Annotated in this window: 1 protein-coding gene and 1 pseudogene; one reads left to right on the forward strand and one right to left on the reverse strand. The window is 60.6% G+C overall.

Annotation, left to right across the window (positions count from 1 at the left end):
* A pseudogene (locus ACRXB1_RS36345) lies at positions 1–289 on the reverse strand (hypothetical protein); the annotation flags it as partial.
* Between the two features lie 235 nt (positions 290–524).
* Here ACRXB1_RS36345 and flgB point away from each other — a divergent pair.
* Positions 525–1,016 (forward strand): flagellar basal body rod protein FlgB, encoded by a 492-nt coding sequence (flgB, locus tag ACRXB1_RS36350; RefSeq protein WP_062001023.1) that lies wholly within the window; start codon positions 525–527, stop codon positions 1,014–1,016.
* Positions 1,017–1,214 lie beyond the last annotated feature (198 nt).

Raw genomic sequence — 1,214 nt, forward strand, 5'->3', positions numbered from 1 at the left:
TCGGTGTTCCCATCGGTTGCGCGACGGGCTGTTGCTGCGCGCCCGGCGCCGCAGTCACATTCATGCCGGCGTTCTTTGCCATCGCGACGACCGCAGCCGGATTTGTCTCGCCCGGGCCCGAGATCATGATGGCGCCGCCATTTTCCTGTGCGTGAGCGGGCATCGCGGCAAACGCCAGCGCCAGTCCGCACGCAACGGCGTTCAGCCGCCACGCGGTATCGCTCGTCGAGCCGTCCGTCTGCGGGCGGCGCGTGGCCGTCTGACGGTCGGGCGCAGCGAAGCTGTGCATTGCGTTTCTCCCAGGCAAATCCAGATAAATCCGATCGATATCAACCCGATATCAACCTACGAGACGAATTCTAGATATTGGCGGCGAAAGGCAACCGTCGAATAGAGGCCGCCTTTCCCTGCTATTCGTCTGATTGCATCTTGCGTCCCGCTCCTAAGATTCGTCTCATGCCAAAAAGTCTTCGATGCCATGCAGCGCAGAGACCGAAGACCCGGAAAGCCGAAGGAGAACCGTGATGCTTGACAAGCTCGACCAGGAATTTGCGTTTGGCCGCGAAGCGCTCGATGTACGGGCGTATCGGCAGGAACTGCTGTCGTCGAATATTGCGAACGCCGATACCCCCGGCTACAAGGCGCGCGACGTCGATTTCTCCAGCGCCCTCGCCGGCGCGCTGAAAAAGACGGGTGACGCGTCGGGTACGTCGGCATCGGGAAGCGCGACGTTGCGCATGGCGCAGCCCGTGAGCGTGTCGACGAGTGCGGGGTTGGCGGTGACATCGCCGGGACATATGGCGGGTTCGTCGACGCTGACGTCAAGCGGCGGCAGCACCGACGACTACGGCAAGCTCGCCTACCGGATTCCGAGCCAGCCGTCGCTGGACGGGAACACGGTCGACATGGACTCCGAGCGCGTGCAATTCGCCGATAACGCCCTGCACTTCGAAGCCGGCATGACGGTGATCTCGTCGCAGATCAAGGGAATGATCTCGGCCATTACGTCTAACTAGGCGTTAGAAAAACCCACGAGGACAGGCCATGCCTTCTTTAATGAACATTTTCAACGTAGCCGGTTCGGCCATCAGCGCGCAAAGTGGCTTTGTCCCTCGTTATTTGTTTCAACCCACGCGCCCGTGAAGAGCGCGACACGATACTCGTAATAAGGCTGATTGCGGTCGTCGAGTTTCAATCCACGCGCCCGTGAAGAG

The organism is Caballeronia sp. M23-90, from assembly GCF_053574605.1.

Excerpts from the sequence above, each read along its gene's own strand:
- flgB (WP_062001023.1), top strand. The coding sequence starts at position 525 with ATGCTTGACAAGCTCGACCAGGAATTTGCGTTTGGCCGCGAAGCGCTC.